This window comes from Anabaena sp. UHCC 0204 (genome assembly GCF_009711975.1).
Taxonomy (GTDB): Bacteria; Cyanobacteriota; Cyanobacteriia; order Cyanobacteriales; family Nostocaceae; genus Dolichospermum.
Genome location: NZ_VIKW01000010.1, coordinates 109,095 through 135,901 on the forward strand (window position 1 = coordinate 109,095; position 26,807 = coordinate 135,901).

The 26,807-nt window shown below is 36.1% G+C and carries 29 protein-coding genes, 1 tRNA gene and 1 pseudogene; 21 read left to right on the forward strand and 10 right to left on the reverse strand.

Annotation, left to right across the window (positions count from 1 at the left end; translation table 11 throughout):
* The 3 genes from FJR04_RS11015 to FJR04_RS11025 all read left to right on the forward strand — a co-directional run.
* The coding region (locus FJR04_RS11015) for a tetratricopeptide repeat protein (RefSeq protein ID WP_168494544.1) at positions 1–183 on the forward strand (183 nt) is incomplete at its 5' end.
* 251 nt (positions 184–434) lie between these two features.
* On the forward strand, positions 435–722 hold the full coding sequence (locus FJR04_RS11020) for a BrnT family toxin (RefSeq protein WP_168494663.1): 288 nt from the start codon (positions 435–437) through the stop codon (positions 720–722).
* On the forward strand, positions 703–924 hold the full coding sequence (locus FJR04_RS11025; RefSeq protein WP_168494546.1) for a hypothetical protein: 222 nt from the start codon (positions 703–705) through the stop codon (positions 922–924). Before FJR04_RS11020 ends, FJR04_RS11025 begins: the two co-directional genes overlap by 20 nt.
* Positions 925–952: 28 nt before the next feature.
* Here the strand turns inward: FJR04_RS11025 and FJR04_RS11030 are convergent, their stop codons facing one another.
* Both FJR04_RS11030 and FJR04_RS11035 read right to left on the reverse strand, forming a co-directional pair.
* Entirely contained in the window at positions 953–1,231 is a 279-nt protein-coding gene (locus FJR04_RS11030) for a BrnA antitoxin family protein (RefSeq protein WP_168494548.1), read from the reverse strand.
* Positions 1,194–1,475: a BrnT family toxin gene (locus FJR04_RS11035; RefSeq protein ID WP_168494550.1), complete on the reverse strand. Its 282-nt coding sequence runs from the start codon at positions 1,473–1,475 to the stop codon at positions 1,194–1,196. Before FJR04_RS11035 ends, FJR04_RS11030 begins: the two co-directional genes overlap by 38 nt.
* An 84-nt stretch (positions 1,476–1,559) precedes the next feature.
* Between FJR04_RS11035 and FJR04_RS11040 the strand changes: the two genes are divergently transcribed.
* The 6 genes from FJR04_RS11040 (at position 1,560) to FJR04_RS11065 (ending at position 3,335) form a co-directional block, all read left to right on the forward strand.
* The gene (locus FJR04_RS11040; protein ID WP_016953185.1) at positions 1,560–1,769 is read left to right on the forward strand and encodes a hypothetical protein; all 210 of its coding nucleotides are present in this window, start codon (positions 1,560–1,562) and stop codon (positions 1,767–1,769) included.
* A gap of 277 nt (positions 1,770–2,046) precedes the next feature.
* Positions 2,047–2,268, forward strand: a complete 222-nt coding sequence (locus FJR04_RS11045) for a hypothetical protein (RefSeq protein WP_168494552.1) — start codon at positions 2,047–2,049, stop codon at positions 2,266–2,268.
* A 109-nt stretch (positions 2,269–2,377) separates the two neighbouring features.
* Positions 2,378–2,587, forward strand: coding sequence for a type II toxin-antitoxin system HicB family antitoxin (locus tag FJR04_RS11050; protein ID WP_168494554.1), 210 nt, complete (start codon positions 2,378–2,380; stop codon positions 2,585–2,587).
* Complete coding sequence (locus tag FJR04_RS11055; protein ID WP_168494556.1) at positions 2,580–2,807, forward strand: type II toxin-antitoxin system HicA family toxin; 228 nt, start codon at positions 2,580–2,582, stop codon at positions 2,805–2,807. Before FJR04_RS11050 ends, FJR04_RS11055 begins: the two co-directional genes overlap by 8 nt.
* A 79-nt stretch (positions 2,808–2,886) precedes the next feature.
* Positions 2,887–3,111 (forward strand): type II toxin-antitoxin system HicA family toxin, encoded by a 225-nt coding sequence (locus FJR04_RS11060; protein ID WP_168494558.1) that lies wholly within the window; start codon positions 2,887–2,889, stop codon positions 3,109–3,111.
* Complete coding sequence (locus FJR04_RS11065) at positions 3,108–3,335, forward strand: type II toxin-antitoxin system HicB family antitoxin (RefSeq protein ID WP_168494560.1); 228 nt, start codon at positions 3,108–3,110, stop codon at positions 3,333–3,335. Before FJR04_RS11060 ends, FJR04_RS11065 begins: the two co-directional genes overlap by 4 nt.
* Before the next feature lie 200 nt (positions 3,336–3,535).
* Here FJR04_RS11065 and FJR04_RS26635 read toward each other — a convergent pair.
* Positions 3,536–3,757: pseudogene (locus FJR04_RS26635) on the reverse strand (DUF86 domain-containing protein); the annotation flags it as partial.
* Entirely contained in the window at positions 3,754–4,044 is a 291-nt protein-coding gene (locus FJR04_RS11075) for a nucleotidyltransferase family protein (RefSeq protein WP_168494562.1), read from the reverse strand. The pseudogene FJR04_RS26635 and the gene FJR04_RS11075, both read right to left, overlap by 4 nt.
* Positions 4,045–4,163: 119 nt before the next feature.
* Between FJR04_RS11075 and FJR04_RS11080 the strand changes: the two genes are divergently transcribed.
* The 3 genes from FJR04_RS11080 (at position 4,164) to FJR04_RS11090 (ending at position 4,990) form a co-directional block, all read left to right on the forward strand.
* Complete coding sequence (locus tag FJR04_RS11080; protein ID WP_168494564.1) at positions 4,164–4,364, forward strand: hypothetical protein; 201 nt, start codon at positions 4,164–4,166, stop codon at positions 4,362–4,364.
* Positions 4,365–4,430: 66 nt separating this feature from the next.
* Positions 4,431–4,655, forward strand: coding sequence for a DUF433 domain-containing protein (locus FJR04_RS11085; RefSeq protein ID WP_027403705.1), 225 nt, complete (start codon positions 4,431–4,433; stop codon positions 4,653–4,655).
* Positions 4,652–4,990 carry a DUF5615 family PIN-like protein gene (locus tag FJR04_RS11090; protein WP_168494566.1) on the forward strand — a complete coding sequence of 113 codons (339 nt, stop codon included), beginning with the start codon at positions 4,652–4,654 and terminating at the stop codon, positions 4,988–4,990. Before FJR04_RS11085 ends, FJR04_RS11090 begins: the two co-directional genes overlap by 4 nt.
* A gap of 69 nt (positions 4,991–5,059) precedes the next feature.
* Here FJR04_RS11090 and ilvB read toward each other — a convergent pair whose 3' ends face one another.
* From ilvB to ppc, 6 genes are all read right to left on the reverse strand, one after another.
* Positions 5,060–6,952, reverse strand: coding sequence for a biosynthetic-type acetolactate synthase large subunit (ilvB, locus tag FJR04_RS11095; RefSeq protein ID WP_168494567.1), 1,893 nt, complete (start codon positions 6,950–6,952; stop codon positions 5,060–5,062).
* 135 nt (positions 6,953–7,087) lie between these two features.
* On the reverse strand, positions 7,088–8,344 hold the full coding sequence (locus tag FJR04_RS11100) for an MFS transporter (RefSeq protein WP_168494570.1): 1,257 nt from the start codon (positions 8,342–8,344) through the stop codon (positions 7,088–7,090).
* A gap of 31 nt (positions 8,345–8,375) precedes the next feature.
* Entirely contained in the window at positions 8,376–8,954 is a 579-nt protein-coding gene (locus FJR04_RS11105) for a hypothetical protein (RefSeq protein WP_168494572.1), read from the reverse strand.
* A 194-nt stretch (positions 8,955–9,148) separates the two neighbouring features.
* Positions 9,149–9,436 carry a DUF4090 family protein gene (locus FJR04_RS11110; RefSeq protein WP_168494574.1) on the reverse strand — a complete coding sequence of 96 codons (288 nt, stop codon included), beginning with the start codon at positions 9,434–9,436 and terminating at the stop codon, positions 9,149–9,151.
* Between the two features lie 60 nt (positions 9,437–9,496).
* A complete protein-coding gene (locus tag FJR04_RS11115) occupies positions 9,497–9,754 on the reverse strand; it encodes a hypothetical protein (protein WP_168494576.1) in 258 nt (85 codons plus the stop codon).
* 122 nt (positions 9,755–9,876) lie between these two features.
* Entirely contained in the window at positions 9,877–12,882 is a 3,006-nt protein-coding gene (gene ppc, locus FJR04_RS11120; protein ID WP_168494665.1) for a phosphoenolpyruvate carboxylase, read from the reverse strand.
* A 646-nt stretch (positions 12,883–13,528) separates the two neighbouring features.
* On the opposite strand from ppc, the gene alr reads away from it, so the two are divergent.
* The 9 genes from alr to FJR04_RS11165 all read left to right on the forward strand — a co-directional run bounded on the left by alr (position 13,529) and on the right by FJR04_RS11165 (position 26,795).
* Positions 13,529–14,716: an alanine racemase gene (gene alr / locus FJR04_RS11125; protein WP_168494577.1), complete on the forward strand. Its 1,188-nt coding sequence runs from the start codon at positions 13,529–13,531 to the stop codon at positions 14,714–14,716.
* A gap of 111 nt (positions 14,717–14,827) precedes the next feature.
* Positions 14,828–14,909, forward strand: a tRNA-Leu gene (locus FJR04_RS11130).
* 172 nt (positions 14,910–15,081) lie between these two features.
* Complete coding sequence (locus FJR04_RS11135) at positions 15,082–15,258, forward strand: hypothetical protein (protein ID WP_168494382.1); 177 nt, start codon at positions 15,082–15,084, stop codon at positions 15,256–15,258.
* A gap of 315 nt (positions 15,259–15,573) precedes the next feature.
* On the forward strand, positions 15,574–16,047 hold the full coding sequence (locus FJR04_RS11140; RefSeq protein WP_168494579.1) for a MerR family transcriptional regulator: 474 nt from the start codon (positions 15,574–15,576) through the stop codon (positions 16,045–16,047).
* Between the two features lie 37 nt (positions 16,048–16,084).
* Positions 16,085–19,108: an Eco57I restriction-modification methylase domain-containing protein gene (locus FJR04_RS11145; protein WP_168494581.1), complete on the forward strand. Its 3,024-nt coding sequence runs from the start codon at positions 16,085–16,087 to the stop codon at positions 19,106–19,108.
* 3 nt (positions 19,109–19,111) lie between these two features.
* Positions 19,112–19,765 (forward strand): hypothetical protein, encoded by a 654-nt coding sequence (locus FJR04_RS11150; RefSeq protein WP_168494583.1) that lies wholly within the window; start codon positions 19,112–19,114, stop codon positions 19,763–19,765.
* A 942-nt stretch (positions 19,766–20,707) separates the two neighbouring features.
* A complete protein-coding gene (locus FJR04_RS11155) occupies positions 20,708–21,205 on the forward strand; it encodes a chemotaxis protein CheW (protein WP_168494585.1) in 498 nt (165 codons plus the stop codon).
* Between the two features lie 63 nt (positions 21,206–21,268).
* The gene (locus FJR04_RS11160) at positions 21,269–23,884 is read left to right on the forward strand and encodes a methyl-accepting chemotaxis protein (protein WP_168494592.1); all 2,616 of its coding nucleotides are present in this window, start codon (positions 21,269–21,271) and stop codon (positions 23,882–23,884) included.
* 28 nt (positions 23,885–23,912) lie between these two features.
* Positions 23,913–26,795 carry a hybrid sensor histidine kinase/response regulator gene (locus tag FJR04_RS11165; protein WP_168494594.1) on the forward strand — a complete coding sequence of 961 codons (2,883 nt, stop codon included), beginning with the start codon at positions 23,913–23,915 and terminating at the stop codon, positions 26,793–26,795.
* Positions 26,796–26,807 lie beyond the last annotated feature (12 nt).

The window sequence follows — 26,807 nt, forward strand, 5'->3', positions numbered from 1 at the left end:
GGTGCAATTGATGATTTTACTCAAGCTATCACAATTAATCCTCAATATGCCAAAGCCTATAACAACCGGGGACTTGCTAAATCTGATTTAGGAGATAAAATAGGTGCAATTAAAGATTTAGAAACTGCAAAACAACTCTATCAACAACAAGGTAATACACAAAATGCTCAAAAATCACAATAATTATTGAAAAAAATTACAGGAATTACTGAATAAATTGTAACTTAATATTCTCATCCCTGAATTTACCTTCTATTCTCTACCAATGCGTTAAACTAATCAAAAACAACCAAACTAACACCACAACGACTAGCTGCTGCTGCTAACCGAGAATCAAGAATTGCTAATGATGTATAAATCTCTATAGCAGTTAACAAATAACACTTCAACATCAAGTATAATTTTAATGATAAAAACTTGAATGATAGGTTTATATAAGGGTAAAATTTGAATGGGATGAAAATAAAGCGCAAATCAACATCAACAAACATGGAGTGAGTTTTGAGGAAGCAAAAACAGTATTTGATGATCCATTTGCCTTGATATTTGATGACTTAGCTCATTCTTTCGGAGAAAAAAGAGAGATTATTATTGGTTATTCAAATCAAAATCACTTACTTTTAGTTTGTTTTACCGAAAGAGAAAGTAATTTAATCCGTATTTTTAGCTGTCGTTTAGCCACTAAAAAAGAGAGACAAGACTATGAACAAAACACCAATTAATCAGCAAGATGATTTTGATGCTGATGATTTATTACCAGAGTACAATTTTGATTATACTAAAGCTCGTCCTAATCGTTTTGCTACTACCTCAGAAAAGAGAATTACAGTAATTCTTGATCCCGATGTCGCTAAAGTTTTTCAAACATCAGAAGCAGTAAATCGTGCTTTACGTTGTTTATTATCTGCTATCCCTGAAAAATAAAGCGATTAATTAATTGATTGAACATAGATTAGGATTGGTGTGTTTGCATATAATCTCTCAATAAAGCATTAATTTGATTTTGATAAGATTCTCCCTGAGATTTAAACCACTCAATCACGTCTTTATCAATATTTAACATTACTGGTTCTTTTTTTGGTATAGATTTTGTCCGACGATGGACTGTTGCTTTGGCAAATTGAGAGGGGGTAATCTCTGGACAATCAGAAAAATCAATATCTTCATCTTCCATTGTCTCTAATCTTTGCCAATCAGTTAGCGATTTGTTCAAAATAGGTTCGTTGTTCATATTTGGTGGCTTTCCTAGCTGATATAATTCTGATGATATCCTCACGTTCAGTATAAACAATAACTATCACCCATCCCTGAAGAAGTCCTAAAGCAATAAATCTTTGTTCATTATAGTTAAAACGATCATCTTCTATAATAACATTGTCATTTTCAAAAATGATCACGGCATCTACAAAATCAATGCCATGTTTACGAATATTATTTAAACGTTTGTTTTCATCCCATTCAAATTGTAACGCCATAATTTATTGATTAATGCCATTATAAATTAGAGTTATAAATAGCCATCATAAACCCAATTGATTATATTAGGAATAATGAAAACTATGGAAATCAATAATATCATGGATGATACAGAAATTAAAATCAAAGGCATCAAAGCACTATATGAATCTCTTGGTTCAGCAGCAGCTATGCGTTTTTTAACGTTGCTACACAAAACCCCTACTGATTATGTAGAAATCTCAAAAACGATATATCAAGATCAAAGTATTGAGGAAATTTTTGCTAGAGCAAAACAAAATTGGCAAGATTAATTATATCAATAGTTTATAGGGGTTTAGCAATCCTAAATCCCTACCTTTTATGTTATAATAGAGTACAAAAAAAGAGTCCTTTATCAGATTATTCAAAAATATGAAAGGATATATCCAAAATCAAACAATTATTCTCCAAGACAGTTTACCCGATACCTTACACAATGGTGATGAAGTGGAAATTGTCATCATTCCCCACATATAATATTAAACATTTTCTGAATATTGAAGGTTTAAACCCTATGATACCAGATAATATTTTATCAAAAATAAGACTATGAACAAAACACCAATTAATCAGCAAGATGATTTTGAATCAGATGATTTATTACCAGAGTATAATTTTGATTATACTAAAGCTCGTCCTAATCGTTTTGCTACCACCTCAGAAAATAAAATTACTGTAATTCTTGATCCTGATGTTGCTCAAGTTTTTCAAACTTCAGAAGCAGTGAATCGTGCTTTACGTTGTTTGTTATCTGCTATTCCTGAAAAATAAAGCCATTACAGCATTGAATATGATTGATATTCTGTAAGAGTTTAGCAATCCTAAACCCCTATTATTAATGTTAAAATAAACCTAGATGTAAACCTCAATAACAAGACCTATGAAAACTCACAGTTTTACAGTGATTGTTTACAAAGAAGATGATATGTATATCGCTGAATGTCCAGAAGTTGGTACAGTAGATCAAGGAGAAACAATAGAACAAGCAATAATAGGTTTAAAAGAAGCAACACGACTTTATTTAGAAGAATTTCCTTTACCAGAAACCTCTCCTAGATATGTGACTAGCATAGAGGTTACTTGTGCCTAAATTACCACGAATTTCTAGTAAAGAAGCAATTCGGACTTTAGAACGTCTGGGATTTTATCAAATTAGACAAACAGGTAGTCATGTAATCATGAAAAAACAAACAATTAATGGTGAAGTTGGTTGTGTTGTTCCACTACATCCAGAATTAAAAGTAGGTACATTAAGCGGTATTCTTAAACAAGCACAAGTCACACCTGAAGAATTTATAGAAAATCTCTAAAAAGTATATCTCTAATTTAGACAAAGAAAAGATTGATGAACTATTAGCACCTACAAAAATATAAGATTTCTGTTGAAAAATGCCTAAAAAAATTAGAGAATTAAAAAGTTTACTCAAAAAAGCTGGGTTTATTAATCGTTCAGCAAAAGGAAGTCATACCCGGTGGTATCATCCTTTATTACCTAGTGATCCGATTACCATATCTGGTAAAGATGGAGATGATGCTAAACTATATATAGAAAAAGAAGTTACCGAAAAATTAGCTAAATTAAAATCAATTCAAGAAGAGGATTCAGCAGAATGAATTTACCTTACACCATAATTATTCAATGGAGTAGTGAAGATAAATGTTATTTAGTTCATTTACCAGAATTTCCTACTCAAAAATATCATACTCATGGTGATACTTATGAGGAAGCTGTTAAAAATGCTCAGGAAGTTATAGAAATGCTAATTGCCGAATATCAAGAAGATGGTAAAACTTTACCTCTAGTTAAATCTTTAGAACAATTAACCAATGTGGCTTGATTAATTTATCATCAAAAAAACCATGCGTAAACAAACTATTCAATATACATCACCATTAGATGCTTTATTTGCCGTTACTAAACGACTAAGTATATATGAAAATCAACAAAACATGGATTCTGAAGAATTTTTCCATCAATATGTTCAATAATTTGCCAAACTAAATTAAGATTCACCTTTAAATAATCATGAATTAAAACATCTCGTAAACCCGCCATTTGTTGCCAAGGAACATCAGAATATTTACTTCTCAACTCAGGTGATAATCTTTTTGTTGCTTCCCCAATGATTTCAAAATTGCGAATTACAGCATCTTGAATCATTTTGGTTTGCATAAATTCCTCTTTACCCGCTTTCGTATATTCTTCTATTCGTTCAATACATTCTTGAATATTACTTAAATATAAACGCTCATCTTTCATAACGGTACAGCCTCACTTAATACTTTATCTCTAATTAATTCATGTAAATTGCCAGGTTCAGCAATATCTACTTTTCGTCCTAGCAATGCTGCTAAATCCTGCATTAAGGCAATATAATCAAATAAACTACTTTGCGGTTTTAATTCTACTAAAAAATCTACATCACTATCTGGTGTTGCTTCACCTCTAGCAACTGAACCAAAAACCCTCATATTATAAGCACCATATTTAGTGGCAATTTTTAATATTTCTTCTCGAAATGGTAGTAATAATTCTTCAATTCCCATAAACCATAAGTTATTTTAAAAACATTAACCGTCTCTATTTTATTAGATTGGACAGTATTTTGTCAATTTCAGACAACAATAAATTATACTAACAATATTACCTCAACTCCTTGAAAAATATGAAAAGATACATCCAAAATCAAACTATTATTCTCCAAGACAGTTTACCCGACACTTTAAAAAATGGTGATGAAGTGGAAATTGTCATCATTCCCATCAAAAAACGTAAGTATCATTTTCCTACATTTAAACTGGATATCAAAGAAGAATATTTAGACAGAGAAAAGATTTATGGACTACGAACACCCAGTAAAATATAAGATTGCTGTATCGCTATACCTAAAATATGCTAAAATATCTTTTAGTATGACCTTTAATTAATTATTATGAATGAACTATTAACTCGTATTACACAAATACCTGGTCAATGTGGAGGTCGTCCTTGCATTCGGGGAATGAGAATTAGAGTTAGCGACATTTTAGAAATGTTAGCAGAAAATGTCAGTGTAAATGAAATTTTAGAAGACTTTCCCGATTTAGAACTAGAAGATATTCAAGCTTGTCTGATATTTGCTGCAAGACGTACTGATTTTGTTAGATTAACAGCATGAAAATTTGGATTGATGCACAGTTACCTCCAACATTAGCAGATTGGATTATAAATACTTTTACTATCGAAGCATTTTCATTAAAAGAAATTGGTTTACGTGATGCTAAAGATATTGATATTTTTGAAGCTGCAAAAATAGCTAATGTGATAATTATGACAAAAGACAGTGATTTTGTTGACCTGGTTTGTCGGTTGGGTACACCTCCGCAAATTATTTGGTTAACTTGTGGAAATGTGACTAATCGTAATTTGCGTCAACTTCTGAATTTCACTTTAGATGATGCGTTGGAAAAATTACGCCAAGGAGAAATGATTGTAGAAATCAATAAATCTTGATCCTGATGAAGAATAAAGTGAGCTTTACTGTAAGGGTAAAGCATAACGCTAAACCCCTACAAAATCTAACTACAACTTTGTCCCACACTCACCACAAAAATTATGACTGGGGAGGTTTTGTGTCCCACAATTGCTGCAAGAAATTGATTCAACAGCGGTTCTGGGTATAGGCTTAGGCAAACCAACCATTTGCGAATTATTCTTACCCGGAGCTACCATGGGATAGCAGTTTTCATCTCTGGTAACGTGGACATTCACAATCACTGGTCCATTGTGCGCGAGCATTTCGGCAATTTTATCTGCCAATTCTTCCCGCTTGGTAATTACCATCCCCTTGATGCCATAAGCCTGTGCTAGAAGCTCAATATCAGGCATTCCGACTTCCATGTTAGAAGATGAATAACGCTGTCCGTAGAAGGCTTCTTGCCACTGTCGCACCATGCCTTGCCAACCGTTATTTAAGATTAAAGTCTTGACATTAATGCCATATTGTGCTAATGTTCCCAACTCCTGCAAGCACATTTGGAAACTGGCATCACCACTGATACAGATCACCTCATCATCAGGGAATGCTACCTTTACACCCATAGCCGCAGGGACACCAAAACCCATTGTTCCTAAACCGGCACTAGAAATCCAGCGTCTTGGTCCATTTTTGAGGAATTGGGCTGCCCACATTTGATGTTGACCCACATCTGTGGTGTAAAATGCTTGGGGGGCTTGAGTACCGACTTCCACAATTACCTCTTGGGGGGAAATGCTGTCGGCATGATGGGGGACAATTAAAGGATAATCTTGCCGCCAACTGTTAATTAAGTTTAACCATTCTTGGTTTTGGTTAGGTGTGGCTTTGGTATTTGCGTCTTTACATCGCCGTAATAGGTCTTTTAAGACGTTTTTAACATCACCAACAATGGGAACTTCGGGAACACGGTTTTTACCGACTTCTGCGGGGTCAATATCAATATGAATGACTTTAGCTAAAGAGGCAAATTCATCTAATTTACCTGTAACTCGGTCATCGAATCTAGCACCAACGCAAATTAATAAATCGCAATCTGTAACGGCAAAGTTGGCATAAGCTGTACCGTGCATTCCCAACATTCCCAAGGAAAGGGGATGATGTTCGTCAAATGCACCGATACCCATTAAGGTAGTGGTGACAGGGAGATTAAATAATTCTGCTAGTTGTTTAATTTCTTCGTGGGCATTAGCAGCGATCGCTCCTCCCCCAACATACAACAATGGGCGGCGACTTTCCTGAATTAATTGAATGGCTGCATTAATTTGGCGGGGATTTCCCTTCACAGTAGGACGATATCCCGGTAATTTAATTGAACCTGGTTCTACAGGGACATAATCAAATTCTTCCAAAGCCACATCTTTGGGAACATCAATCAAAACGGGTCCGGGTCTACCAGTGCTGGCAATATGAAAAGCTTCAGCAACAATCCGCGCCATATCTTTGGCATCACGGACTACATAAGAATGCTTAACAATGGGTAAGGTAATCCCGTAAATATCTGTTTCTTGGAAAGCATCTGTCCCAATAGAAGCCCTGGGGACTTGTCCCGTGACTACAATCATGGGAATAGAATCCATATAGGCTGTAGCAATACCTGTAACTAAGTTAGTTGCCCCAGGTCCAGAAGTACCAAAGCATACTCCCACTTTACCAGTAGCACGGGCGTAGCCATCAGCGGCGTGAGATGCACCTTGCTCATGTCTAACTAAGATATGCTGAACCGTACCCGTTGCTTCTATTTTATAGAGGTCATCATAAATCGGGAGAATTGCGCCACCGGGATAACCAAAAATATGCTCAACACCATGACGGAGGAGACTATCTATCAAAGCAAAACCGCCAGATGCCCGTTGGGGTGCGGTAACTGACGATTTAGAAACAGGAGACTGCTGATTATTTTCAGATTTTGGGAGACTGATTTGAGAAGAAGATCGCACGGTTAACCTCAAAATATAGCTAAAATTAACGCTTAAATTCTGTCTTTAAGACTTCATTTTAATTTAAAAATTCTCACAATTGTAGAGAAAACTGCATTGATCAGCATTGAGAATAGACTATAGATTGTACAGTTTTTAGATTACATCTTGCAATACTCTGCGAGTATTTTGCCAAGACCAAACACCGACAACCCCAACTACTATACACATTCCCAATAACACTGCCGATAAACCAAAGCCATTAACTAGCTTTGTTGTAATTAATAAAGGTGCAGTGAGAGCGATATTAATAGCATGATTTTGAAAGCCAAAAACCTTACCGTGCATTTCTGGTGGTGTTTGTTGTTGAATTAAAGTTTGCATTGGCACGTTAACAAAAGCTGCACCCACACCTAAAAAGATACAAAGTCCTAATGCTACGGGTTGATTATTCACAAAAATGAACAAACCCAAGGAAAATGCCATCATCAAAAACCCAATTAAAGGTAAGGGTTTGTGATGGAATCTATGGCCAGAATGTCCCAAAATAGCCGCACCTATCACCATACCGACTCCAGCCGCAGCCACGAAAGAGCTAAATTCTTCTGGTGCTAAGTTTAATCTTGCGGCCATACCAATTGCTAATTCTATCAATGCGGCAAACACGCAATATAAAGTCACAATTTGCAACATGGCATTCCACACTAGCCGATTTCTTTTGAGGTAGCGCAGTCCTTGTAAAAATTCAGCCCAGGGATTAATTGCCGGTGTAGTTTTATCAGTATCTCTGTGTTCTTGAAAATGAATCGGCATCATAATCAAGGCGGAAAGTATGTATAAACAGCCAACTACCAATTCTTTACCAAAGCCTTTGTTGAAGCTTTCCACCCAATTTAACATGGGATTAGCCACGGCATTACCGATAATTAATGCTGCCATCATTGTGCTGCTAAATAAGGCATTGGCAGCCATTAAACTCTCTCTTTTTACCAACAGTGGAATTGAAGCTTGTTCTGCTGGGGCAAAAAACTGGGTGATGGTGGATATGCTAAAGGTGAAGAGTAACAGAATGGCAAATTCTCGTGGTAAGAAGGGAATTAACAGCATTAATACCCCACGCACTGCGTCTGAACCTACCATAACCAGTTTTTTTGGTACACGGTCAACGATAACACCACCAGCCGAGCCAAACAACATGGCTGGAACGGTAAATGCCATATACAAATAAAAGCGTCCGTCTCCTGCTACATTATCAGTAGGTAAGTAGAGTTGGAGTAAGGCAATCATTAAGACAAAGAATACCTTATCTGCCAGTTGAGAAATAAGTTGACCAATCCATAGGAGCATAAAACCCCGGTTTTTGAGCAGTGCTGTAAAACCGTTATTAACAGTGGTAGGTTCAGTGGGAAACATCAGATACTTGGGAATGGGGAATAAATAATCACTATTTCTCTTTATAACGTTCTAATAGACGATTGAGAAATTCAGATGCACTCAGGTAGTTTTTGGGTGGAGAGAAGCCAACAGAAGGGTTTACCCATTGGCCTTGGACAGATTGGGGGGAGTGCCACATTGATAAATGGTCAACTGCTGGCTCGGCGTAAAAGTTATTTTCTCCTAAACCAAGATAAGCTGAAGTCCAGTGAGTAAAATAATCATGACTTAAACGATGAATAGGGAAGTTACCCGCAAGAGGGACTCCCCAACCATCAATAGCAATAAAGGCTTGAACATGACCTCCCAAAAGTTGCCACCCTGTAGCCGCACCTATACCTCCAACTACACCAGCACTAAAGCAAATGAATATAACAGGCGATTCTAACTTATTACCGAGGCGATAGCTAGGCGCTCCGAAGGAATCGCACAAAAAATGTAAAATATGAAATGTTGATAAAGTTAAATAACCTTGTCCTGGATAAATCAGTATATCTACTGCCTTTGTATGGTCTTTATTTAAGCATCTTTGAATAAAGCTGACCGTTAATTCTGGTTCATGAATTCCCGGACAAATAATTATGGGCATTTACTTTTGACGAAGTTATGATCTTTTGTCAGTTGTCAGTTGTCAGTTGTCAGTTGTCAGTTGTTAAGAAGTTTTTCCTGCTCCCCCGCTCCCCTACTCCCCTGCTCCCTTGCTCCCTTGCTCCCCTGCTCCCCTGCTCCCCTGCTCCCCCGCTCCCCTGCTCCCTACGTTGCTTCAACGACTATTTTAAACACCTACTTACCACCGTAGAAGAAGGCAATTTCTTTTTCTTTCAAAGGGGCAAAACCAGCATCAACCAGTTTTTGATCAAGTTCAGTTTGGGGAATATGTTTAGCACCAATGCGGACAATACGAGAACGCATAGTATTAGATACACCGCTACGTTGTCTATTGCCTTCTAATCCCATAACTTCTTCATACAAGTCTAACTTAGCTATGGGAATAGGAGAACCATCAAAATCAATACCGCGATCAATTGCTCTATCGATCGCACCAGCACCTGTGGTAGTTTCAGTAGTCATGGCAACTTATTTTCAAAGATATGGAAATATTTTACCAGGGAAGAGGCAGGGAGAGGAATTTTACCAATGGCTAGATTTACGAGTGATTAACCCACCGACAAATGCCCCTAAAATTGTCCCTGTCCATAGTCCCGTTGTGCTACCTTGCCAACTTGCTCCCGGAGTTACTAAAAAACTGCACATTTCTTTTAATCCCCAAGCCTGGTTTTGACATTTTTGGCTATGGAGAATAACGGTAATTTGTCCAGCTATTAAACTACCAAAAAAACCGGAAGAAAGTGCTAAAAAGGTACAAATAAGAATGCGTTTTTTGATCATATTAATTAGGAAACAGGGAACAGGAGGAAACAGGGAACAGGGATCAGGAAACAGAGAGATATTTATTAAACTTCTTGTCTTCTTTTTACTGTCACCTGTCACCTGTAACCTGTCACCTTCCATCAACCTGTATTTCTCATGCCGGCGGCAATTCCGTTAATGGTTAATAATGCTCCTCTGAGTAATTCTCCTTTGCTGTAACGAGAGTGAATTACGCCTGTTGTGGGGGCATTTTTGGATTGACGTAGACGTTTGAGCAGGGAAACTTGGATAAATCCTAAAGGCACAATTGTTCCGTTTCGTAGTTGTACAGAACGCTGTAATACTGGATCACCATCTAAGAGTTTTTCATGTCCAGTAATTTTTAGAACTAAATCTCTAGTTAGAAAGAATTCGCTGGAAATTTGTCCAAACACATTCTCAAATCGAGGTTTGTCTTCTGGGTTAGACAATTCATCAACATAATGACGTGCCATTTCCATGTCTACTTTTGCTAAAGTCATTTCGGCTTTAGAAATTACCATTTTGAAGAATGGCCATTTGAGGTAGAAATAGCGGAGTAATTTCAAATGTTGTTCTGGTTCTTCATCCAGAAATTTTTGTAAAGCTGTACCAATTCCATACCAAGAAGGTAGTAAAAAGCGGGTTTGTGTCCAACTAAATACCCAAGGAATTGCTCGCAGACCACTTAAATCTTTTTTACCAGATGGACGACGGGCTGGACGTGAACTAATTTGCAATTGGCTGATTTCTTCTATGGGGGTGACTTGATGAAAGAAGTCAATAAAATCAGGTTGCTCGTAGATGAGATTACGATAGTGCTGACGCGACGCATGAGCTAACTCTTCCATAATCTCGTTCCAAGGTTCAATATCATCAAACCCTGTTCCTAGTAAACTGGCTTGAATTACTGCTGTAGTGATGGTTTCCAGGTGATACAAAGCCAAGTCTAACAAGGAATATTTAGAAGCTAAGACTTCCCCTTGTTCAGTAATTTTAATCCGGCCACTAATACTGTGACCTGGTTGCGCTAAAATCGCTTCATAAGCAGGACCGCCACCACGTCCGACAGAACCGCCTCGTCCGTGGAAAATCCGCAGATTTACACCGTAACCTTCGGCAATTTTTTGGAGTGATTTTTGGGCTTTATGAATTTCCCAGTTACTACTTAAAAAACCAGAGTCTTTATTACTATCAGAATATCCCAGCATGACTTCTTGTAAGTTGGGATTGAGGATAGAAATGGATGGTGGTGCTTGTTCATTACTGTCCATGGCTGCATAACCACCTGCTAACATTGCCCGATATAAAGGCAGTTCAAACAGTTGGCGCATCACGCCTCTAGAGCGTTGCAAATCTTCTACTGTTTCAAACAAAGGAACGACGCGAATTGTTCCTACTGCAATCACAGGATCAAATAAACTCGATTCTTTGGCTAATAGTAAAACTTCTAGTACGTCGCTGACTTCGCGGCACATACTAATAATGTAAGTTTGACAGATGTTGATGCCAAATTCTTGTTGGAGCGATCGCAAAATTCGGAAAGTTTCAATTACATCATTGGTTTTTTCCGAAAATGGTAATTCAGCGGGAATCAATGGCCTGCGAGTTTGCAATTCTCCTGTTAACCAAGCTATTCTTTGTTCTTCTGATAGTTCGTTGTAGGGTTGGGGTAAAATCTGCAAATATTCGAGAATTTCATTCAACGCATCAGCATGACGGGATGATTCTTGACGAATATCTAATTGGGTAAGATTAAAGTCAAATATTTCGACTTGACAAATCAGATTTTCCAATTCTCGACAACTTAAACCTGTTTCTGTTAAGTTGCGTTGAATTAACAATAATTCTGTTAAGAATTCCGAACCCGAACGGTACATGGGTGCATCTTCATTCTGTGGCGTTTCCCGATTATACAAAGATAAATTGCGATCGCGGGTATTTTCTAGCCGTCTGAGAATATAAGATAACTTGAGACGATAGGGTTCTTGGCGAAAACGCAACGCCAAAGCATCATAAACATCACTTAATTGAGATTGATCTAACTCTAAAGATTCTAGTAAATCTGGGAGAACATCACTCCAGTGCATAGATACACTCAATAATGTCACTAGCTCTTTGATTGACTTAATATACCGCTCTAACACCATTTTCCGCTGATAACAAGCGGTTTTCCAAGTTACTTCCGGTGTCACTGATGGATTACCATCTCGATCTGAACCTACCCAAGAACCAAAGGAGCAAAAATTTGTACTTGGTGGTTGTAACCAGGGAAAGGTTTCCCCCAGAGAATATTTGAAGCGTTTATATAGTTGCGTAATTCCATCAAATAATACTTCTTGGAAGTAGTGAAGAGCATAATCTACTTCATCTAAAACTGTCGGTTTAAATTGATGAAGTTCATCAGTGCGCCACCAGAGGCGAATTTCTTCCAGTAATCTTTCCTTGATTTCTAATGTTTCCCAAGGATAGCTACCAGCGCGGGTTTGTGCTTCATCCATTTTTTGTAAAAGATGTACCACCTGACGCTGTTTATCTCGGATAGTATGACGGACAATTTCTGTAGGGTGAGCCGTGAAAACTAACCGGATATCTAGTTGAGAAATGAGGCGTTGAATTTGTTGAGGCGGAACATTCAACTGAAATAATAGGGGAAATAAAGCTGCAAAAGTCCCTTTCTGTGCAGTTTCTGCTGTCAGTAAGTCGCTACCTATTTCTTTCGTAATCGGTAGATCTTCTTCTCGTTGGTTAGTGGCATAAATGATACTAGGGAAAACCCCCTGATCAGGTTGATCAGCGTAGCGGTTTAATTGCTGCTTTTGTTCATATTCCTGCTCAACAATGTTAATCAACTGAAAATATAGAGCAAAAGCACGTGCAGCGCGAATTGCTTCATTGATATTCAATTGTTCGATTAGTTCAACTGCTGATGCGGCCTGGTCATTTGTAGCTTGTCCTTCTGGCGAACATAGATCCCTAAGTTGGCGTAAAAGCTCCACCATGTTTTGCCCGCATTCTTGCCGGAGGACGGTTTCCCACAAATCTTCTACTACCTGTAGACGATGACGTAAGAATAATTCCGAGTGCAGCACCGGAAAATCAATATTTTCAGCTTTCATACTTTTCATAATACTCATAAAGATACTCAAAACGCCTCATTCACTTTATTTGAGCATCTAATATCAAGCTGTTAGCTTTTTTAGACGATACTCACAAGTTACTCATTTTAACTTTTAACTGCTTTTGATTCATTTTGAGTAGGAAGACCCTATTAAATACAAGATACGAAATAAATTAAAAAATCTTTTTCGTTCTTGCGTTCTACCTGAATCATCATGAATTATTTTGATGCACTTAGGTATTCTTTCCAATAGTATTACTATTTCCGAAATGCCTACTAGCTATTTTAGAATAAAGCTCACCTATTCCCGCAAGGAGGCTCACACTGTATGCGAAGCATACAGTGTAGGTAGTTTACTCAATGCTAGACCGGAGAAAACACAAAAGAAGACAATGTTAATTGTTATGTAGGAGTATGGCTGATACTACACTGCGCGATTAGAAGTTAAGTATGGATGCAGGAATTGTGGAGTAGAGCTTGTGTCACCTAGCACCAATGTAATTAGTAATTACTCCCGATTACCTATTTCCTCATCTAGTGGGACGACTATCTTGTTCCCCGTCCCGGATCAGAGTTAAACTTCCTGATTAGAGTGATATAAGCTTCTAGGGGATCTGAGAAGCTAGATATTGGTGTGATAGGAGTGAAAAGCAATGTTAAGTGGTAAGCAAACCCCCATTTTTGCTGATTCTCAGGAGAGTGATACTTATGCCTGGTTTTCTCAGCGGGCTTGGGTAGAAATTGATTTAGGGGCGTTGTCTAATAATGTCAGGCAGTTGGTAAAATTTTTATCACCAAGTACCGAATTAATGGCTGTTGTCAAAGCAGATGCCTATGGACATGGGGCGCTAACAGTTGCAAAAACTGTTTTAGCAGCGGGTGCTACTTGGTTGGGTGTAGCGACAGTTCCTGAAGGTATACAGTTAAGAGAAGGTGGCATTAAATCCCCGATTTTAATTTTAGGGGCAACTCATACAATAGAACAAATTCAGGCGATCGCCCATTGGCAACTTCAGCCTACATTATGTAGTCCTAAGCAAGCTTTAGAATTTTCTAATACATTAGAAACTATTAACTATAATTCTCCCCTACCTGTACACATTAAATTAGATACAGGAATGTCTAGATTGGGTACAAATTGGCAACAAGCAGCAGAGTTTGTCCAGTTGATACAAGGATTACCCCATTTGGATATTGCTAGTATTTATTCCCACTTTGCCACCGCAGATAGTCCAGATCCAACAATCATGCAAGAACAGCATAGACGATTTGAGGAAGCGATCGCTCAAATCAAAGCTAGAGGCATCAAAATTCCCAGTTTACATTTAGCTAACTCAGCCGCTACCCTCGCAAATCCAAAATTACACTATGACATGGTACGAGCAGGTTTAGCTATTTACGGACTCTATCCTGCACCCCATTTAAAAAATAAAATTCAACTGCAACCTGTTTTACAACTCAAAGCGCGAGTTACCCAAGTTAAAACAGTGGAAGCAGGAACTGGAATTAGCTACGGACATCATTTTATAACTTCTCAAGAAATGCGTGTTGCTGTCGTAGGTATTGGTTATGCAGACGGAGTTCCCCGGAATCTTTCTGACAAAATGCAAGTATTAATCCGTGGTAAGCGTGTTCCACAAATTGGCGCAATTACCATGGATCAAATCATGTTAGATGTCAGTTCTATCCCCGATTTGCAAGAAGGAGAAATAGTCACCTTACTGGGAGAACAAGGAAAAGAACACATATCCGCAGATGATTGGGCAAAGCAGTTAAACACCATTTCTTGGGAAATTCTCTGCGGCTTCAAGCACCGTCTACCGCGTGTAGCTATCATGTAGAAGATGGGGAATATGGGGAAAAATCAACAATACCCCATCCCTATAATTTGAAAATTTGACTTTTTTACCTATTGCCATAACTAATTTATTATGCTAACATAAGTAATTAATGCGGATATGGCGAAATTGGCAGACGCGCTAGATTTAGGTTCTAGTTCCGAAAGGAGTGAAGGTTCAAGTCCTTTTATCCGCACTTTTAATGAATAGTTTAGCTGAAAAAGCACTGAGCAAGATATGTACAGTGACTAATTAGTGTCGTTGTTATTTATCTACAACATGAATTGCGGACAAATAACAACGGCTTGGCTGTCCTGCAAAACGAGGATCAGTTATTAGAGGTTGGCAAAGTTGACTAACAACGGTAGATGGAAATTTGCCAACTGGCGGAATTTGACCAGCAAGCAGCATTAGAGGCACTTAGTCAGGGACAAAGTGTGATTCCTTTTTGGGGCGATCGCGAAGCGATGCTGCAAGCAGTTCGCGTGCATCAACAATTGGGAGATAATCTCAAAAGCTTTAGCAATGTTGTAGAAAATTATTAATTCATATTTTCCTAACTACATAGTATTCAATACTTAATTTTAAGAAATAATTGTTACTTAAAATGAGTTGCTTAACCGCTGAAAATTCTCTAATTTGCATACCATAATTTTACGTAACTCTTGTGGGGTAGTCGTCCTGTCCTTCCTGGATGTGCAAATCAGAAGCGCGACAGCTTGAACCGGCATTAAAGTTAACATTTTTAAACAACTAGTTAAAAAAATCTTGTTTTAGGGTATGTTAAAAACAAGTGTTTAAAATCTAACCTAAAATTTAAACAAAATAGTTCTGTATGTTATATGGAGTACAAGTTTTTTATGGCTAGTGGATTTACTAGACAAGAAACCATCGCTTTGACTAGCATAAACTCTGGCAGACTAAGTTACTTAGACCGCACTGGGTTAGTAGTACCAGAGAAGTTTGGTAATCCTCAGCACCCTAAAGTCGTTTATAAGTGGCAGCAAATTCTAGAAATTAAAACTATTGAAAGATTGAGAGAGAAACTTTCATTACAGGAAATTAGAAAAGTTTTAGATTTTTTAAAGTCAAGAAATTATGAATACTCATTTTTTCAGCATCGGCTAGTTTTTGTTAATTCCCAACTTTATCTAATTGAAAATATGCAAGATTTCGGGTTGATGATTTTAGAAACATCTGGAAAAAATCAGGGACAAGTCGTAATTAACGAAATTGGAGAAATTGGAGATGTAATGACAGAATTAGCAATAGAAGCTGAAAAACATCATGTTTTAGATTTTGACAAACGCACAGGAATAGTTTTAAAGAGGTAAGAGAAACACATACAAGAAGGGTAAGGAGAAACCAGTAATGAATTCTAACATAGCTGCAAATGAAATATATCAGCGAGTAATGGAGCATACTGGCTTCTATCGTCATGGTTTACCAACTACAGGAGTTATAGAAGCGGAAGATATTCGCAAGAATTTAGAAAAACGTATTAAATACAGTGCAGTAATTAATCCTGAGCAAATTAACGCTACAGCAATATATGAATTATCTGGTTCACCTTGTATTTATTTTACTCAATTAAATGAAGCTAACCCTATAGAGTTAGCTAGATTACATAAACTTTGTTGGAATCATGGTTTAGCCCCAATGTTGTGGGTAATTACTCCTGATGAAGTTTTACTTTATAACTCTTATTCTCAACCTAAACAACAAGATAAAATTAATCTAAATCGGAATTTAATTGAGAGATTTGCAACAACAGAAAGCGACTTAAAACGTATGAATAAATACGCTAGTCGTTTGCAAATTGAATCTGGTGAATTTTGGCAGTGGGAAAAAGCCAAGCAAATTGATCGTCAACAAAGAGTAGATTCAGTTCTTGTCAAAGATTTAAATGTCGCTGAGAAAGAATTGACCGAAAATCAAAAATTAGATCGTCAATTTGCTCACGCGCTTTTAATACGTTCTGTTTTTGTTGCTTATTTGCAAGATAGAGGTATTTTAAATCAAGACTTTTTTAGCAATCGCTTTGGAGTAGAATCGTTTAACACATTACTAAATAATAAAATAGCAACTTATAATTTGTTTGAGTGGTTGCAAACAATTTTCAATGGAGATTTATTTCCTGTTTCTCCAGAAGAAAAAAATGCTGTAGACAAAAAACATCTTGAAGTTGCACAAAGTTTAATAGGTGGTGTAGAAGAAATAGCAACAGGACAACAACGTTTATGGCAATTTTATGATTTTAAAGTCATTCCCATAGAGTTGATTAGTTCAATTTATGAAAGTTTTATTTATGCTACAGATGCTAAATCAGCAAAAGCAAATAGTACCCATTATACACCTCTTAATTTAGTTGATTTGGTGCTGTCTGAAGTATTTAGAGAACTAGATGGTAATGCTAAAGTTCTAGACTTGTCCTGTGGTTCAGGTGTATTTTTAGTTGAATCTTTGCGGAGATTAGTTGTTAAGCGTTGCGGTAATGGAGAAATACCGACTCGTCAGCTAATTCGGGAAACTCTCTATAATCAAATTTTTGGTGTAGATATTGAACAAAAAGCGGTTCAAATTGCTGCTTTTAGTCTATACCTCACTGCTTTAGAATTAGATTATGAATTAGAACAAAATCGTCAATTAACACATGATTTGAAATTTGAAAAGCTGATTGGTAAAAATTTATTTACTAGTGACGTATTTAATGAAGAAGCAGAATTTAATAAAGTAGAAGTATTTGCACAAAAACAATTTCATGCAATTGTTGGAAATCCACCTTGGACAAAATCAACATTAAACAAATTAGCAGAAAAATATTGTAAGCGTAAACGTCCTGATTCTGGTTATCCAAATGGCTATCCTACGGCTCAACGTACACCTCCAGATCAAGCATTTTTTTGGCGTATTGGCGACTTTACCAACGATAAAACTTGCATTGGTTTAATTTTGCATGGTAAACCATTTTTTAGTAATGATGAAGCAGCTAAAAAAGCAAAAGAATCCTTGTTAATGAGGTTTAAGCCAAAAGTGATTGTTAATTTATCTAAGTTGCGTTTAGATAAATTATTTCCAAAATCTAAAGCTCCAGCAATGATTTTCATAGCAGAAGGGAAGCGTTCAGAACAGAGAGATTATTTTTATTTTGTCTGTCCAGAACGTTCGATAGATTTCCGCCGACATGGGATTGTAGAAATTGGTGCAGAACATATTAAAAAGCTGCCAGTTTTTAGCACAGCATTGGACTCAGATATGCTGAAACTTGCTACTTGGGGTAATGCTAGAGATATGTACTTAATTCAAAAATTAAGCTCACTTTCCAAAATTGAAGAAATAGCAGAAAATTATCCTAAGAGTGGATTTTTCCCAGGTAATGAAGAAAGTGAAACTCCAAAGGAATTACTTGGTAAAAAATGGCTACCTTCTGGTAATATGCCTAGATACGAAATTGATGCGACAGAATTGGATATCTTACCATATAAAAAAATAGATGCTCCACGTGATCCTAAAATTTACAAAGCACCCTTAATTATTATTTCTGAGAAAGTAAAGTATAATAGTATTTGTGCTGCCTTTAGTGAAGAAGATATTGTTTATACAAAAAGTTATTCAGGAATACCATTTTCCAAAAATTTAGTACATTTAGCTCATTATTTGAATGGAGTGATTAATTCATCAATTGCCAGTTACTTTATCTTCATGACTTCTTCATCATGGGGTATAGAACGTGAAACAATTATGACACAGGATTTAGTACAACTTCTTGTTCCTAAACCTAATGAAGATAATGAAGGATTGATTACTCAAATTATTAAGATAGAAGGTAGATTGCGCGAATCTCCCAGTAAATCTGTTGAAAAAGATTTTAAAAAACAACTTGATAAAGCTGTATTTGATCTCTATGATTTAAATGATGATGAACGTATTTTAGTTGAAGATACAACGCAAATCACGATTGATTTATATATGAATCGTGAAAAATCAGCAGCATTAAAAAAACCTAAAGCTAGTGATTTAGAAGCATACACTTTGAGTTTTATGAGTGTGATTGAACCATTTTTTGACACGCTCAAAGAAAGAAGTATAGCTGCGGATATATTTGATATTGCTAATACACCATTACAGGTGGTTAAATTTAGTATAGTACCATATCCAGGTCGTGAACAAATTGTACAAACTATTCAGGCTGAGGATTTGATAACTGTGCTGCAAAGTATTGCGAAACAACTACCACCAAAATTTGGTGATCGTGTTTTTACACGACGCAATTTAAAAGTTTATGTAGGTGAAAATATATATATCATTAAACCTTGTCAACTTCGTTACTGGAGTCGTTCTGCTGGGTTGAATGATGCTGATTCTGTTTTACTTGAAAATTTAAGGATGAAATAAGTTATGTTCCCATTGGATGATTCAGGTACTGTTGGACAACCATCATTTATTAACCGAAGAGACATTATTGCAACAGTATTTGATATTATCCAAGCAGCTTGGATTCAAGTATGTCAAAAACCAGAGATTAATATTAAAAGTGATGAACCAATCATAGCGGGAGCTTTACATAATCAAATGTGGATAGAAAAGGAAAATCGTGAGATAAAAGGACCCCCAATAATTGTAAATGAAGCTGCAACAAGACGTTCTCAACGCAGTCTTAAACCTGATGGTTTTATTGATTTTAAAATGGTTTATTCCTGGGATATGGAAGATTATTTTGGTATAGAGTGTAAGCGAGTTAGCAGTACAAAACCAAATAGACATTTAGCAAAAGATTATGTTATAGAAGGTGTAAAAAGATTTGTTGAAGGAACATATAGCATAGGTCATGACTATGCAGCAATGTTAGGTTTTGTGATTGACGGGAAAGTTAATGACTGTATTGATTTAATTTGCGATCGCCTGAATAAATATAAAAATGATATATGCTTAAAAGAAGATTGGGTTGATGAGCAAAGTTTTGGAACAACACAAAATATATATCGTACTCGTCACCTGCAAAATGGACAAGATATAATGTCTATCCTCCATTTATTTCTTGTCGTTAGTTAATTCTGATACTTCCAGCCTGATAGTCACAGATAGTTGGTAACATTAGAGTGTTCTGGGGCGATCGTATCCCCCCGTTTCCTTAAACTGCCACTCAATCTGGTGACAAGGCGTTTCCGCATAACAAGCTCCAGGTTCATGCTGCATACCTTAATGGGTGGTAACATCTCCGCTAACCTCTGAGCATCTACTTCGGGCTTGCTGACTAGGACGAGGATTAAAATGAAACCTTTCCCACCGTGTTACTACAGCAGCAATCCCAGCCAAATTACCCAACCCAGCAGCAGATAAATAATTAGCCCTAAATCAACCTAGAAAATGGCTCAGGCTTTCCCCTGGATAAGGTTGGACGATAAAAACCCAAGGCTATTGGATAAGTAATTGATAATTTGTGATAGGTGATTGGTGATACAATTCCAGTCTTAATCCTGTACATCCTTAAATCCAGGATATCCTGATTCTGACAATTTCTCTAACTAGCAACTTACGTTAATAAAATTACATACTATGTATAAATTGAACAGTAAAAATGAGTAAATAAAGAATTTGTAGCAAATCAAAACCTATGATTTGATAATCTTGAATTAACCTGTTAATCTTGAGTTTTACCTGAAAATAGAAGACAAGGGTATGACTTAGATCAGGCTATCAAAATAAATTAGATATGGTTTTATACCATACTGAATGGAAGAACGACTATAGACACAAGAGATTTACCTTGATCAATTGTGACATCTGATGAATACATTCAGATTCATCAATCAGAAACTCATCTTTTGTACTAATTGTTATCCGTCAATCTATGCTTTATCCTAAAACTTGAGTAATTTAAAATACATAAATAATTACTGAGCAGAGTTGGACTAATCAACAGTTGCAATTGATACTCAAAACAGAAAATAAAACTTAGTGATTAATTTATTTTCATAAAAATAACATTTAACCATGCAAAAACTACAAATTGATTTTAGTCATCAAGCCATATATAACAGTAGAGAAGATAGCTATCTTAAATTTCAACTTAATCAACAAACTGGTGCAGTTTTATCTATTACACATACCCAAGAAGCAATAGTTGTCCCGGTTACATCAGTTACAGCTATTCCAAATATGCCAGCTTGTATATTAGGATTAATGAATTGGCGTAGTCATATAATTTGGGTAGTTGATTTACCCAAAATGTTTAATTTAGAATGTCTTGATCATCGGTTGCGTCAGTATAATATCATTGTTATTCAAATAAAATCAATGATTTTAGGGTTAGTTGTTCAAGAGATTAAAGGAACGACAAAGTTTAGTTCTGATGATATTGGTTCTCCTATAGGACAAGTAGCATCAAGTTTAGTACCTTATTTATGTGGATGTGTAGTGCAGCAAGAAGAAATATTATTAGTATTAGATGCAGCGCATATTTTAGAGTCAGGGATTATTCGTATTGACTAAAATTTAATCCCCAGAGAAATGGGTTTAAATAGTTTAATTTTATAGATGTAGTGTGAGGAATGTATGTTGAATAAAACTGATCTCAAACAAAGTAGTGATTCTCAAAATAAAGCATCTTTGATTCCTACAGAAAAAGTTATTGATAGTAAAATAAAAAACTCTCGTCATGATCAAGCTTGGGAACATGGAGTGCAATATTTACGACAATTCAAATTGACAACAAAAGCCGTAATTTTATCCATAGCCATTGGTACATTACCAGTATTGGGGATTGGAGCGATCGCTTATATTTTTGGTAGTAGACTAATTACCAAGCAAATTATTACATCTCAAGAAACTACAGCCATTAGCTTCAGTGATAGTATTAATAGTTTAATTGGACAACACTATGGAGATATTCAGGTATTGTCTAATTTAGCCTTGTTGAATAAAAATAACCTAGAAAAAAAAGCAGAACTAGGAAAATCTAACAACATTGATATCAGTAAGATTAATCTAGGCACACAAGCAGCCTTAAATCGCTTAATGAAAGCTAGTAAATTGTATGATAGTGTGGCTGTTTTTGATCTTCAGGGAGAAGTAATTATTCAATCAGCCGGAGCATCTTTAAAGCCAGAAAAAAAACGTATCTATTTTCAAGAAGTAATTAAACAAAATAGTCCTATTATTAGTCAGCCAGAAATAGTTAAAAATATAGGTGCAGTAATTTATATGGCTGCACCAATCAAGGATACAGTTAACGGTAAAACTATTGGAATAGTCAGAACAAGATTACCTTTGAAAGCTTTAGAAGCAGTAGTTAGAGATTATATAGAGGATACTTATAAATATTATTTTCTAGATGAAAAAGGAAGAATTATAATAAGTTCCCATGAGGATTTATTCAATCAAGAAGCAATAGATGTATATCCTCATCTAGTTAATGTTTTGAGTGCTAAAAATATTGATACATTTACCGAAATTGCCAAAGAGACTGAAAAGCAGCAACTAATTAGTTATATACCATTCCGAACAATATCAGATTTACCAGATATAAATTGGCAGTTAATTTTGGCAAAAGATACGAAAATTGCCTTTAAACCACAAAGAGAATTTTTGACATTAATTGCTAGTACAACACCACTAATTGCATTATTAATGACATTATTTATAGCTTGGTTAAGCCAACGGGTAAATAGCAAAATTGTTAATAAAACCATAGCAGAAAATAATGACAATCAAGAACAACTATATCGGAGTGTAGTCAATAAACAAGAGTATCAACAAAGAGAAATTGAAGGATTACATTTACTGCTAGATATTACCAAAAAAATTCGGCTAAATCTTCAGCCTGAATATATTTATCAAACAGCAATTGCCGAAGTTAGACAGATTTTACAAGCAGATAGAGTAATAATTTATAAACTACATCGTAAAACGCACACTGGAAAAATAATTGCTGAATCAGTAATTGGTGATTGGCAAAAAATGTTGGGAATATATAATAATAATTCCCATTGGCGAGAACTTTACGAAAATGGTAAATTAGAAGTAATATCAAATATTGAACAATCACCGACTTTAACTGCTAGTTACATTGAGTGGCTACAGCAATATTCTGTGCAAAGTAGTTTAACTATACCGATTTTGATTCATGGAGAAATTCAAAGTTTTCTAATTGCTCATTATTGCCATAGTTCCCATATTTGGCAACCTCAAGAAATTGATTTATTGACACAAATTGCTGTACAAATTGGCTATGCTATAGAACAATCTCATCTCATGAGAGAGATAAAAAAATTAAAAGCCAATAATAAACTAAATACTCATCAAGATACTGTAGAAATACAAGAATTCCAAAATATTCTTCAGCAAATTGTCTACCAAATCCAACAAGCTGTGAGTGAAGTAAATTTATCTCTTCATAAATTCACAACAGAAGCAATCATAGAACCGGAGGCAATGAACTATAGTTTAGAAACAATTGACAATATGACTACTGCTATTCAATCTATAGCTGATATAGCACAGCAAGCTGTCACTATTGTTAATAATGCCAATGATACAGCAACTAAAACAGGAGAAGCAATGGATTTAACATTGCAAAATATTTCCTTTGTGCAAGAAACAGTTGGTGAAATCACTAAAAAAATCAGACGCTTAGGAGAATCTTCTCAACAGATTTCTCGTGTGGTTTCTGTAATTAATCAAATTGCTATGCAAACAAATTTATTAGCAATTAATGCCGGAATTGAAGCTGCCAGAGCCGGAGAAGAGGGACAAGGTTTTGCAGTAGTAGCTGAAGAAGTAGGAGAATTAGCGGCTAGAAGTGCAGCCGCAACTCAAGAAATTGAGGAAATAATTGCCAAAATTCAACGAGAAACAGGGGAAGTATTACAAGCAATGACAATGGGAAATAATCAAGTTGTTGCTAGTAGTCATAGTATCGAAAATGCCAAGCTGAGTTTACAGCAAATTGTGGAAATATCACAACAGATGGATCATTTAGTACAGTCAATTTTTATTGCTACGACATCTCAAGTACAAACTTCACAAACGGTAAGTCAAACTATTAAAGATATTTCCCATATTTCCGCCCGTAGCAGTGATAATTCCCGCCAAATTTCCCAATCTTTACAAAAAGCAGTAGATATTTCGCAGGAGTTGAAAGAGACTGTAGATACTTTTCCCGCTAATTGATATTTTAATTTGTAAGGACTCATAACTAATGACTAAAGATAAAGAATTAGAAATCCAGATGCAATTTCTGGAAGAAGCAACTGATTATTTGAATACATTAGAAGGGATTTTACTAGAAATTGACACTAGTAAACGGATTGAATTAGAAAATATTAATGCTGCTATGCGAGCCGCCCATTCTATTAAAGGTGGAGCAGCAATGATGGGATTTCGCGTTTTAAGTGATTTGGCTCATCGTTTGGAAGATGCTTTTAAAGTTCTCAAAACTCAAAAAAATCACGTAGAAATAGATACGCATTTGCAAAGTTTATTGCTATCGGGGATTGATTGGCTAAGGCAGATTGTGGAATTACTTGCCAAAGGAAATGATCTGGATCAGAGTTGGTTAAGAACATTGTGCTATCCGATTTTTGATGAACTTTATGATCGTTTAGGTGAGCCTGCTCCAGAAGATATTACAACATTACTATCGTCAGAAGATGGACAAGAATTTATTCCCTTATTATTTGAAACAGAAGTTGAAGACTATTTAAAACGTCTGGAATCTCGATTAAAAAATAGTAATAAATCAGGGTTAAGAGCAGAAGTGCTAGTAATGGCAACAGAGTTAGGTGGTTTAGGAGAAATGCTCAAATTACCAGCATTTACTCAGCTATGTGCATCAATTAGCCATTACTTAGAAACTTGCCCTGAACGTTGTGTAGAAATTTCTAATTTAGCTTTGCAAGCATGGAGGCGATCGCAAGCTTTAGTATTGAGTAATCAACGGGGGAATTTACCAACAAAAATTGATTTTGCTGAAGATTCTCCTCAACCCATTATGGGAGAAAATCAAGAAAATAATATATTGAGAAAAACGAATATTCCGGATTTTCAACTTTTAGAAAATGTCGAATTATCTCCTGATGTCAACAATATTGATTCTCTTGATAGAGAGATAATTCTCAATTCGGAAAATTCATCCGTAGATTATAAATATACAGAACATAAAACTGATATTAATTCAGCTATTAAAGAAAGTCACGAAAATACAGTTAGAGTTCCTAGTAAACATTTAGAAAAAATTGATGATTTATTTGGGGAAGTTATCATTCAAAGAAATGGGCTGAATGTGCAAATGGAAAGATTACGGAAATTGGTTCGTAGTCTGAGTCAACGAGTCCAAATTCTTGATCAAGAAAACCAAGAACTGCGGACAGCTTATGCAAAAATGATGACTTATAATCATCAGCTTGAAGAGTCAGAAATTAATACCTTAGAACAAGATTGCTATCAAAAATTAAATTTGTTATCTCAAGATGTCATGGAAACTATTGTCCAAGTTGCCGAAGTTACCAGTGATATTCAATTGAGTGTTGATGATACAGATCAAATAGCGCGGAAACTAAATAAAACTTCTAAACAGTTGCAAAGACAATTAACTCAGGTGAGGATGCGTCCTTTCTCGGATTTGGTGGAGCGTTTTCCTAGAGCTATTAGAGATTTGAATGTGGAATATGGAAAAAATGTCCAGTTGAAAATTGAAGGTGGTAATACCTTAATTGAAAGAAGTATTTTGGAAGCTTTAAATGAGCCTCTAATGCACTTATTACGTAATGCTTTTGATCATGGTATTGAAGATCCTGCTACTCGTCAAGCTCAAGGAAAACCAGAACAAGGGTTGATTGAAATGAAGGCGGCTTATCATAGTAATCGGACGATTATTACTATTCGTGATGATGGGAGAGGGATTTCTTTAGAAAAAATTCGTCACCGGGCTTTAACAATGGGTTTGGATGATGCTTTATTAGCAAGTGCTAGTGATGATGAATTACTATCATTAATTTTTGAACCAGGGTTTAGTACCTCAGAACAGGTAACAGCTTTATCTGGCCGGGGAGTGGGAATGGATATAGTTCGTAATAACCTCAAACTAGCGCGAGGTGATGTTAATGTTGATACCCAATCCGGGGTGGGAACAATGGTGACTTTATCAGTACCATTTACATTATCAGTAGCGCGAGTTTTATTAGTAGAAAGCGATCGCTTACTGTTAGCATTTTCAACAGATGTAGTAGAGGAAATTTTCTTACTAGATCAAGATCATATCTTCTTTCAGGATGGGAAAGAATTTATTAATTGGCAAGATACTCAATTACCATTACTGCGTCTAAATCGTTATTTTGAGTTTAATTGCTCCCGCTACAATAGCTTGGAATTAGAAACTCTACCCGTAATTAATGCGACGAGTGTATTAATAGTTAAACATGATCATCAACAAGTTGCCGTCCAAGTAGAACGCTGTTGGGGTGAACAGGAAGTTGCTATTCGTCAAGTAGAAGGTAATATTCCTCTACCTAGTGGTTTTAATAATTGTACAATTCTTGGTAATGGCCGGGTAGTTCCCCTCGTTAACACTAACGATTTAGTATCATGGGTGACAACTGGTGAACGTCCTCAAGTTAGTAATAAGTTACCGACAACGAGATTACAAACTGCTTTCCTAAAACCGCCCAAAGTACCAACTCCTCCCCAACCTAGCCGCCAAAAAGGGATGATTTTGATCGTTGATGACTCAATTAATGTGCGGCGTTACTTAGCCCTCACCCTCGAAAAAGGTGGGTATCAAGTAGAACAAGCGAAAGATGGTCAAGATGCTTTGGAAAAACTGGAAAGTGGTTTACAAGTGCAAGCAGTAATCTGTGATATTGAAATGCCACGTATTGATGGTTATACCTTCTTGGAGCGCATCAACACTAATGCAGAGTTCAGAAATATTCCTGTAGCGATGTTGACTTCCCGCAGTAGCAGCAAACACCGTGAATTAGCAATGCAACTAGGAGCAAAAGCTTATTTTTCTAAGCCGTACAATGAGCAAGAATTATTACGGAAATTAGAGGAGATAATTTTCCAAGTCGCAGAAACAGCATAGATTTAGCTCCAC

Coding starts and splice junctions, on each gene's coding strand:
- FJR04_RS11025 (WP_168494546.1), top strand. CDS start 703: ATGAACAAAACACCAATTAATCAGCAAGATGATTTTGATGCTGATGAT.
- FJR04_RS11030 (WP_168494548.1), bottom strand. CDS start 1,231: ATGAACAACGAACCTATTTTGAACAAATCGCTAACTGATTGGCAAAGA.
- FJR04_RS11035 (WP_168494550.1), bottom strand. CDS start 1,475: ATGGCGTTACAATTTGAATGGGATGAAAACAAACGTTTAAATAATATT.
- FJR04_RS11040 (WP_016953185.1), top strand. CDS start 1,560: ATGGAAATCAATAATATCATGGATGATACAGAAATTAAAATCAAAGGC.
- FJR04_RS11045 (WP_168494552.1), top strand. CDS start 2,047: ATGAACAAAACACCAATTAATCAGCAAGATGATTTTGAATCAGATGAT.
- FJR04_RS11050 (WP_168494554.1), top strand. CDS start 2,378: ATGAAAACTCACAGTTTTACAGTGATTGTTTACAAAGAAGATGATATG.
- FJR04_RS11060 (WP_168494558.1), top strand. CDS start 2,887: ATGCCTAAAAAAATTAGAGAATTAAAAAGTTTACTCAAAAAAGCTGGG.
- FJR04_RS11065 (WP_168494560.1), top strand. CDS start 3,108: ATGAATTTACCTTACACCATAATTATTCAATGGAGTAGTGAAGATAAA.
- FJR04_RS11075 (WP_168494562.1), bottom strand. CDS start 4,044: ATGGGAATTGAAGAATTATTACTACCATTTCGAGAAGAAATATTAAAA.
- FJR04_RS11080 (WP_168494564.1), top strand. CDS start 4,164: ATGAAAAGATACATCCAAAATCAAACTATTATTCTCCAAGACAGTTTA.
- FJR04_RS11085 (WP_027403705.1), top strand. CDS start 4,431: ATGAATGAACTATTAACTCGTATTACACAAATACCTGGTCAATGTGGA.
- FJR04_RS11090 (WP_168494566.1), top strand. CDS start 4,652: ATGAAAATTTGGATTGATGCACAGTTACCTCCAACATTAGCAGATTGG.
- FJR04_RS11100 (WP_168494570.1), bottom strand. CDS start 8,344: ATGTTTCCCACTGAACCTACCACTGTTAATAACGGTTTTACAGCACTG.
- FJR04_RS11105 (WP_168494572.1), bottom strand. CDS start 8,954: ATGCCCATAATTATTTGTCCGGGAATTCATGAACCAGAATTAACGGTC.
- FJR04_RS11110 (WP_168494574.1), bottom strand. CDS start 9,436: ATGACTACTGAAACTACCACAGGTGCTGGTGCGATCGATAGAGCAATT.
- FJR04_RS11115 (WP_168494576.1), bottom strand. CDS start 9,754: ATGATCAAAAAACGCATTCTTATTTGTACCTTTTTAGCACTTTCTTCC.
- ppc (WP_168494665.1), bottom strand. CDS start 12,882: ATGAAAAGTATGAAAGCTGAAAATATTGATTTTCCGGTGCTGCACTCG.
- alr (WP_168494577.1), top strand. CDS start 13,529: ATGTTAAGTGGTAAGCAAACCCCCATTTTTGCTGATTCTCAGGAGAGT.
- FJR04_RS11135 (WP_168494382.1), top strand. CDS start 15,082: ATGGAAATTTGCCAACTGGCGGAATTTGACCAGCAAGCAGCATTAGAG.
- FJR04_RS11140 (WP_168494579.1), top strand. CDS start 15,574: ATGGCTAGTGGATTTACTAGACAAGAAACCATCGCTTTGACTAGCATA.
- FJR04_RS11145 (WP_168494581.1), top strand. CDS start 16,085: ATGAATTCTAACATAGCTGCAAATGAAATATATCAGCGAGTAATGGAG.
- FJR04_RS11150 (WP_168494583.1), top strand. CDS start 19,112: ATGTTCCCATTGGATGATTCAGGTACTGTTGGACAACCATCATTTATT.
- FJR04_RS11155 (WP_168494585.1), top strand. CDS start 20,708: ATGCAAAAACTACAAATTGATTTTAGTCATCAAGCCATATATAACAGT.
- FJR04_RS11160 (WP_168494592.1), top strand. CDS start 21,269: ATGTTGAATAAAACTGATCTCAAACAAAGTAGTGATTCTCAAAATAAA.
- FJR04_RS11165 (WP_168494594.1), top strand. CDS start 23,913: ATGACTAAAGATAAAGAATTAGAAATCCAGATGCAATTTCTGGAAGAA.